General features: G+C 74.9%; 6 protein-coding genes and 1 pseudogene. 4 read left to right on the forward strand and 3 right to left on the reverse strand.

The window, feature by feature from the left end; translation table 11 throughout:
• The 3 genes and pseudogenes from EAD98_RS30545 to EAD98_RS30555 form a co-directional block, all read right to left on the reverse strand.
• Positions 1–359, reverse strand: a pseudogene (locus tag EAD98_RS30545) (hypothetical protein); the annotation flags it as partial.
• Between the two features lie 297 nt (positions 360–656).
• The gene (locus EAD98_RS30550) at positions 657–1,082 is read right to left on the reverse strand and encodes an OsmC family protein (RefSeq protein ID WP_121657400.1); all 426 of its coding nucleotides are present in this window, start codon (positions 1,080–1,082) and stop codon (positions 657–659) included.
• 70 nt (positions 1,083–1,152) lie between these two features.
• On the reverse strand, positions 1,153–2,103 hold the full coding sequence (locus tag EAD98_RS30555; protein WP_121657401.1) for a serine/threonine-protein kinase: 951 nt from the start codon (positions 2,101–2,103) through the stop codon (positions 1,153–1,155).
• A 141-nt stretch (positions 2,104–2,244) separates the two neighbouring features.
• Between EAD98_RS30555 and EAD98_RS30560 the strand changes: the two genes are divergently transcribed.
• The 4 genes from EAD98_RS30560 to EAD98_RS30575 all read left to right on the forward strand — a co-directional run.
• Complete coding sequence (locus tag EAD98_RS30560) at positions 2,245–2,535, forward strand: hypothetical protein (RefSeq protein ID WP_233584038.1); 291 nt, start codon at positions 2,245–2,247, stop codon at positions 2,533–2,535.
• A 113-nt stretch (positions 2,536–2,648) separates the two neighbouring features.
• Positions 2,649–3,395: a response regulator transcription factor gene (locus EAD98_RS30565; RefSeq protein WP_121657403.1), complete on the forward strand. Its 747-nt coding sequence runs from the start codon at positions 2,649–2,651 to the stop codon at positions 3,393–3,395.
• On the forward strand, positions 3,373–4,878 hold the full coding sequence (locus EAD98_RS30570) for a cell wall metabolism sensor histidine kinase WalK (protein ID WP_121657404.1): 1,506 nt from the start codon (positions 3,373–3,375) through the stop codon (positions 4,876–4,878). The genes EAD98_RS30565 and EAD98_RS30570 overlap by 23 nt, the downstream gene beginning before the upstream one ends.
• 44 nt (positions 4,879–4,922) lie before the next feature.
• Positions 4,923–6,716: glycosyltransferase family 39 protein (locus EAD98_RS30575; protein ID WP_121657405.1), on the forward strand; the 1,794-nt coding region annotated here is incomplete at its 3' end.

Here is a 6,716-nt window from a genome sequence, read left to right on the forward strand (position 1 = left end):
GGGGTGGGCTTCGGGGTCGGGCTGGGAATGACCCGCGCGGGGGCGGCGTCACGGTCCAGCGACCGGGAGGCTCGCTCGTCGGCGATGGCGGCACGGTCGGCCACCGCCTCGGCCAGCGGCTCGACGGGGCGAGGGGTGTCCTCGCCGCCCCGGGCGGTGGTGACGGCGACGAGGCTCAGGCAGCAGGTGACACCGGTGGCCAGGGCCACCCGGAGCGGGGTCGAGCCCAGCAGGGAGCGCCGGGATGGCTCCGGGGCTCGGTGACGGCCGATCGTCCGTTCGGTTGATGCGGCGTCGCTCGAGCGGGTGGTCGGGCGGGCGTCGGTCAGCTTCTCGTCGGCGGGGTCGTCGCGATGCACTCGCCGAGGCTAGAGAACCGTGTGCCCGATGCCATCGGCTCGTACGGTGGCATGCGCCACAATTTGTCACGATCTTGGTGACATTAAAGGGCAAGCGCTTCGCAATGCTGATCAACCGCACTGTTCGGGCTAGCCGGTTATTCCCGATTCGCCGGGCCAATGCGGTCTCGGCCGGTGTCGGCGGCGTCCGTTCCGGCCATCCGCCAGGCCTCACCTTTCCGGCCGATGCCCACCCCGCCGAACGACCGGCACGTCGACTCGGCCGTTCGGCGCACCGGCGACCCGGACGGCGACGGGTCAGTGCCGGCCGTTCTCCGCCGGGGTGACGGTCAGCCGGTGCCGGCTGTTGTCGCCGCTGGAGAACGGCCAGAGCCGGTCGGCGTACTCGACCAGGTCGGCCAGCTGCTGCCGGCTCAGGCCGGCGGAGGAGATGGAGGCGTGCACGTCGGCCCGGTACCGGCCGTCGTCGTCGCGCCCCAGCTTCGCCTCGGCCCGCACCTGGACGGTGTGCGCCTCGTCGGTGATCTCTCCGGCCGCCTCGACCGCCGCGTGGTGCAGGCAGGACGCGAACGCCGCCGCCAGCAACTGCTCCGGCCTCAACCCGGTGCAGTGCGCCGCCAGCGGCGAGGCCAGCGCGGAGGAGAGTCCGCCATCGTCGGTGCGTACGTGGCCGCCCTCGGCGGTCGCGGTGGCCTCATGCAGCCAGGAACTCGGGTCCGGCATCGCGTTCCTCCCGTCGCTCACCCGCCCGACTTCCCGGCCGCCGCCCGGCGAAACGCCGCGGAGCGCGCGGTCAGCGCCCGCCGGACCGGTCGGGCCCGTCGGCCACCCGCACCGCCTCGGTGGCCTCCATCGCGGCCTGCTCGGTCCACGGCGACGTCGGAGTCGACTGGCGCGGGCTGGGCACCAGCATCGGCACGTACACCCGGGCGTCCACGGCCTCGGCCAGCAGCAGCGCGGCGACCAGGCTGGTCGGACGCTCCGACGGGTCCTCGGCCAGGCAGGAGCGGCACAGCTCGGCCACCTCCGGCGGGAGCCCGTCGATCTCGGGCAGTGGCTCCGGCGGCCGGCGGCGGCGTGCGCCGAGCAGCTCGCTGGTGCTGTCCGCCGCGTACGGCAGCCGGCCGGTGAGGCAGTAGTAGAGCAGCACGCCGAGCGCGTACATGTCGGCCGCCGGGGTGGCCGGCGCACCCTCGAACTGCTCGGGTGCCAGGTATGCGGGGGTGCCGACGAGCATCCCCTCCGGCATCGGCTCCGGCGCGCCGGCCGGGGTGGCGATGCCGAAGTCGAGCACCTTCACCCCGGAGGGCGTGAGCATGACGTTCGCCGGCTTGACGTCGCGGTGCACGATGCCGCTCGCGTGCGCGGCAGCCAGCGCGGCGCCCACCTCCGCGCAGACCCGTACCGAGATCCGCCAGTCCAGCGGGCCGGCCCGCAGGTGCGCGGCGAGCGTCTCGCCCTCGGCCAGCTCCATCACGATGTACGGCACCCGGCGACCGGGCAGCGCGGAGGAGGAGGTGCCGAAGTCGTGCACGCTCGCCACGTTCGGGTGCACCAGGCGCGCCGCGGAGCGGGCCTCGGCCTGGATGCGCTCCACCGGGCCGTGCTGGCCGTCCACGCCCGGCGAGATCAGCTTCACCGCGACCGGCCGGTCGAGCACGCGGTCGTGGGCCCGCCACACCTCGGACATCCCGCCAATGCCGATGCGCCGTTCGAGCCGGTATCGCCCGTCCAGCGTGCGCATCGACCGCTCCTCGCCCTCGTACCGCCGACGGCGGTTGCTTCCGGTTGCGGTACCCGGGCTCCGAGCTGGGCAAACCGTCGAGAAGATCGCGACCCGTCGAGGCCGGTGCACTCGCTGCGGCGCGCCGGTGGGTGCGGTAGCTTGCGAGCCAGAGCCGGCATCACCCAACGTGCCGGCACGGTCACCCGAGGGGACGCCGCGATGGGCGAGGTCACCGTACGCTTCGTCGGCGGGCCCGCTGACGGCCTGGTCCGGGACGTGCCGGCCGGGCCGGACGGCGCCCCGCCGCGGCGCTGGATCATGCGGCACCCGGACGGCACCGGGCCGGTGCAGGCCGGCCCCGACCACCTCTACGAGCGCGATCGGCCCGACGACGCGGGCGGCTGGAGCATGCGGTTCGTGCGCACCGATCCGCTCGGGGTGTCCGAGTGACTCGGGGCCGGGGCTGACCGGCGGTGACACCGACCCGCCGTCGGCCCGCCCGCACAGCTGGCACACAGGCGCCGCAGAGGCGTGGCACAGGCGCCACGCCCACGATGGGGGACATGGTCATGGACCGGCAGGCCACGCCCAGCCGGATCGAGCTACGCCGCCCCGACGGCGAGCCGGTCCGGGTGCTGGTGGTCGATGACGAGCCGACGCTGACCGATCTGCTGTCGATGGCGCTGCGCTACGAGGGCTGGCAGGTACGCAGCGCCGGCAACGGCATGGCGGCGTTGAACACCGCGCGGCAGTTCAAGCCGGACGCCGTGGTGCTCGACGTGATGCTGCCCGACCTGGACGGCTTCCAGGTGCTGCGCCGGCTACGCGAGCAGTCGCCCACCCTTCCGGTGCTCTTCCTGACGGCCCGGGACGCGGTCGAGGAGCGCATCGCCGGGCTGACCGTCGGCGGCGACGACTACGTCACCAAGCCGTTCAGCCTGGAGGAGGTGATCGCCCGGCTGCGCGCCCTGCTGCGCCGCTCCGGCTTCGCGGTCGCCACGCGGGAGGAGGCGGTGCTGACCGTCGGCGACCTCAGCCTGGACGAGGACAGCCACGAGGTCCGGCGGGACGGCCACCTGATCACCCTGACCGCGACCGAGTTCGAGCTGCTGCGCTTCCTGATGCGCAACCCACGGCGGGTGCTCAGCAAGGCCCAGATCCTCGACCGGGTGTGGAACTACGACTTCGGCGGCCAGGCCAACGTCGTCGAGCTGTACATCTCGTACCTGCGCAAGAAGATCGACGCCGGCCGGGCGCCGATGATCCACACGTTGCGCGGCGCGGGCTATGTCCTCAAGCCGGCCGAGTGACCCGGGCCGCCGGCCGGTGCGCGCCGCCCGCCGGTGGCTGGCCGGCCGGTCGTTGCGTACCCGACTGGTGTTCGCCCTGGTCGCGTTGCTCGCGCTGGTCAGCGTCGCCATCGGCGGGCTCACCACGGTGGCGCTGCGGCAGTTCCTGATCGACCGGCTCGACGCCCAACTGGCCCCCGCCACGGTGATGCGGGGCGCCGGGCGGCCGGCCTTCCCGGGCACCGGGCCGGCCATCCCACCCGGACTGCCGCCCGGCACCGTGGTGGCCAACATCGCCGGCGGTCGCGTGACGGCCGCGTCCACGCTGACCCGCAGCCCGTCCAGCGAGGACCCGTTCCCCGACGAGCAACCCGTACCGGCCGACGAGGTCGCCGCCCTGGCCGCCCTGCCGGTCGGCGCCGAGCCGCGCACCGTCGACCTCGGCGACCGCGGCGACTACCGGGCCGTCGCCCGGCAGTTCCGCGACGGTCGGGTACGCGTCGTCGCGCTGCCGCTGGCCGGTGTGCGGGAGACCGTCTGGTGGATGGTCGCCGCGCAGGCCGGGGTGGCCACCGTCGGGCTGCTCATCGCCGGGGGCGCCGGCGCGCTGATCGTCCGGGCCACGCTGCGACCGCTGAACCGGGTGGCCGCCACCGCCACCCGGGTCACCGAGCTGCCGCTGGACCGGGGCGAGGTGGCGCTCGCCGTGCGGGTCCCGGCCGCGGACACCGATCCGCGTACCGAGGTCGGCCAGGTCGGCGCCGCGCTGAACCGGATGCTCGGCCACGTCGCCGACGCGCTCGCCGCCCGGCAGGCCAGCGAGACCCGGGTACGCCAGTTCGTCGCCGACGCCAGCCACGAGCTGCGCACCCCCCTCGCCGCGATCCGCGGGTACGCCGAGGTGGCCCGCCGCGGCCGCGACGAGGTACCCGCCGACGTGGCGCACGCGCTGCGCCGGGTGGAGTCGGAGAGCACCCGGATGACCAGCCTCGTCGACGACCTGCTGCTGCTGGCCCGCCTCGACACCGGCCGCCCGCTCGCGGTCGACCCGGTCGACCTGTCCGCCCTGGTGGTGGACGCGGTCAGCGACGCGCACGTGGCCGGCCCGGAGCACCGCTGGCAGCTCGACCTGCCCGAGGTGGTGATCCGGGTCCCCGGCGACGCCGCACGGCTGCACCAGGTGGTGGCGAACCTGCTCGCCAATGCCCGGGTGCACACCCCGCCCGGCACGGTCGTGACGACCACGCTGACCGTCGCGGGGAACGCGGCCGTGCTCACCGTCGCCGACGACGGGCCCGGCGTGCCGGCGGAGCTGCAACCGGAGATGTTCGAGCGGTTCGCCCGTGGCGACAGCTCCCGGTCCCGGGCGCACGGCAGCACCGGCCTCGGCCTGGCGATCGTCGCGGCGGTCGTGGAGGCCCACCACGGGACGGTCGGCGTGGACAGCCGGCCGGGCCGGACCGTGTTCACCGTCCGGCTGCCGAATGCCACAGCTGACGCATAGTCGGCTCACGGCAGCGGGCCAGGCCAGCGACCAAGGCTGGCCGCATGGACAGAACAGACACCCTGCTGACGACGCCCGACGTGGCGGGTCCGCCACCGCCGGCCACGCGCACCGAGGACGAGCACCCGCCGCCGGCGGCGGAGCGCCGCTCCCCGGCCTGGGCCAGGCCCGCGCTGGCGGTGCTGCTGCTGGCCACCGGCCTGCTCTACCTCTGGGGCCTGGGCGCCTCCGGCTGGGCCAACTCGTTCTACGCGGCGGCAGTGCAGGCCGGCTCGGTCAGCTGGAAGGCGTTCCTCTACGGCTCGTCGGACGCGGCCAACTCGATCACCGTGGACAAGACGCCGGCGTCGTTGTGGCTGATGGCCCTGTCGGTACGCGTCTTCGGCCTCAACAGCTGGGCCATGCTCGTCCCGCAGGCGCTGTGCGGGGTCGCCTCGGTCGGTGTCCTCCACGCGACCGTGCAGCGCTGGTACGGCCCGGCGGCCGGCCTGATCGCCGGCGCGGTGCTCGCGGTCACCCCGGTGGCGACGCTGATGTTCCGGTTCAACAACCCCGACGCGCTGCTCATCCTGCTGCTGGTCGCCGGCGCGTACGCCACCGTCCGGGCGGTGGAGACGGCCAGCACCCGGTGGATCGTGCTCGCCGGCGTGCTGGTCGGCTTCGGCTTCCTGACGAAGATGCTCCAGGCGTTCCTGGTGGTGCCGGTCTTCGCCGGGGCCTACCTGCTGGCCGCGCCGACCGGGCTGTGGCGGCGGGTCCGGCAGTTGCTGCTGGCCGGTTTGGCGGTGGTGGTATCCGCCGGCTGGTGGGTGGCGATCGTGGAGCTGGTTCCGGTCGGTGCCCGACCGTACATCGGCGGGTCGCAGGGCAACAGCATCCTGGAGCTCACCCTCGGCTACAACGGCCTCGGCCGGATCACCGGCGACGAGGTGGGCAGCGTCGGCGGCGGACGGCCGGGCGGAGGCGGCGGCCCGTTCGAGGGGCGGACCGGCCTGCTGCGGATGTTCGGGGGCGAGGTCGGCGGTCAGATCTCCTGGCTGCTGCCGGCCGCGCTGATCCTGCTGGTCGCCGGCCTGCTGCTGGCCGGCCGGGCGGCCCGCACCGACCGCACCCGGGCCGGGCTGCTGCTCTGGGGCGGCTGGCTGCTGGTCACCGGCCTGATCTTCAGCTTCATGTCCGGGATCTTCCACGCCTACTACACGGTGGCGCTCGCCCCGGCGGTCGGCGCGCTGGTCGGCATCGGCGTGACGCTGCTCTGGCGGCAGCGCCGCCCACTGCCCGAGGCGGGCGATGCTCCGGCCGCCGGCCCGCGTTGGCAGCGGTGGCGTCCGCTGGCCGCCACGGTGACGCTCGCCGGCACGCTCGTGGTCACCGTCTGGTGGGCGTGGGTGCTGCTCGGACGCAGCCCCGACTGGTACCCGTCGCTGCGCACCGCCGTGCTGGTCGCCGGCCTCGTCGGCACGACGCTGCTCCTGTTGAGCACCCGACTGTCCCGCCGGCTGGTGCCGGTGGCGCTGGGCCTGGCTGCGGCGTCGGCGCTGGCCGGGCCTGCGGCGTACGCAGCACAGACCGCCGCGACCCCGCACACCGGCTCGATCCCGAGTGCCGGCCCGAGCGTGGCGGGCGGCTTCGGCCGCGGTGGCTTTCCGGGTGGGCGACCGCCCGGCGGTATGCCGGCCGGTGGCCAACTCCCCACCAACCCGGGTGACGGCCAGAACGGCGGGCAGGCTCCGGGCTTCCCGGATGGCGGCGGCCGGAACGGCGGGCAGGCGCCCGGCTTCACCGGCGGTGGCCGTGACGGCGGTCAGCAGTTCGGCCTCCCGGGCGGCCGTCAGGGC

This window comes from Micromonospora sp. CV4, assembly GCF_003667455.1.
Taxonomy (GTDB): domain Bacteria; phylum Actinomycetota; class Actinomycetes; order Mycobacteriales; family Micromonosporaceae; genus Micromonospora.

Coding starts and splice junctions, on each gene's coding strand:
- EAD98_RS30550 (WP_121657400.1), bottom strand. CDS start 1,082: ATGCCGGACCCGAGTTCCTGGCTGCATGAGGCCACCGCGACCGCCGAG.
- EAD98_RS30565 (WP_121657403.1), top strand. CDS start 2,649: ATGGTCATGGACCGGCAGGCCACGCCCAGCCGGATCGAGCTACGCCGC.
- EAD98_RS30570 (WP_121657404.1), top strand. CDS start 3,373: ATGTCCTCAAGCCGGCCGAGTGACCCGGGCCGCCGGCCGGTGCGCGCC.
- EAD98_RS30555 (WP_121657401.1), bottom strand. CDS start 2,103: ATGCGCACGCTGGACGGGCGATACCGGCTCGAACGGCGCATCGGCATT.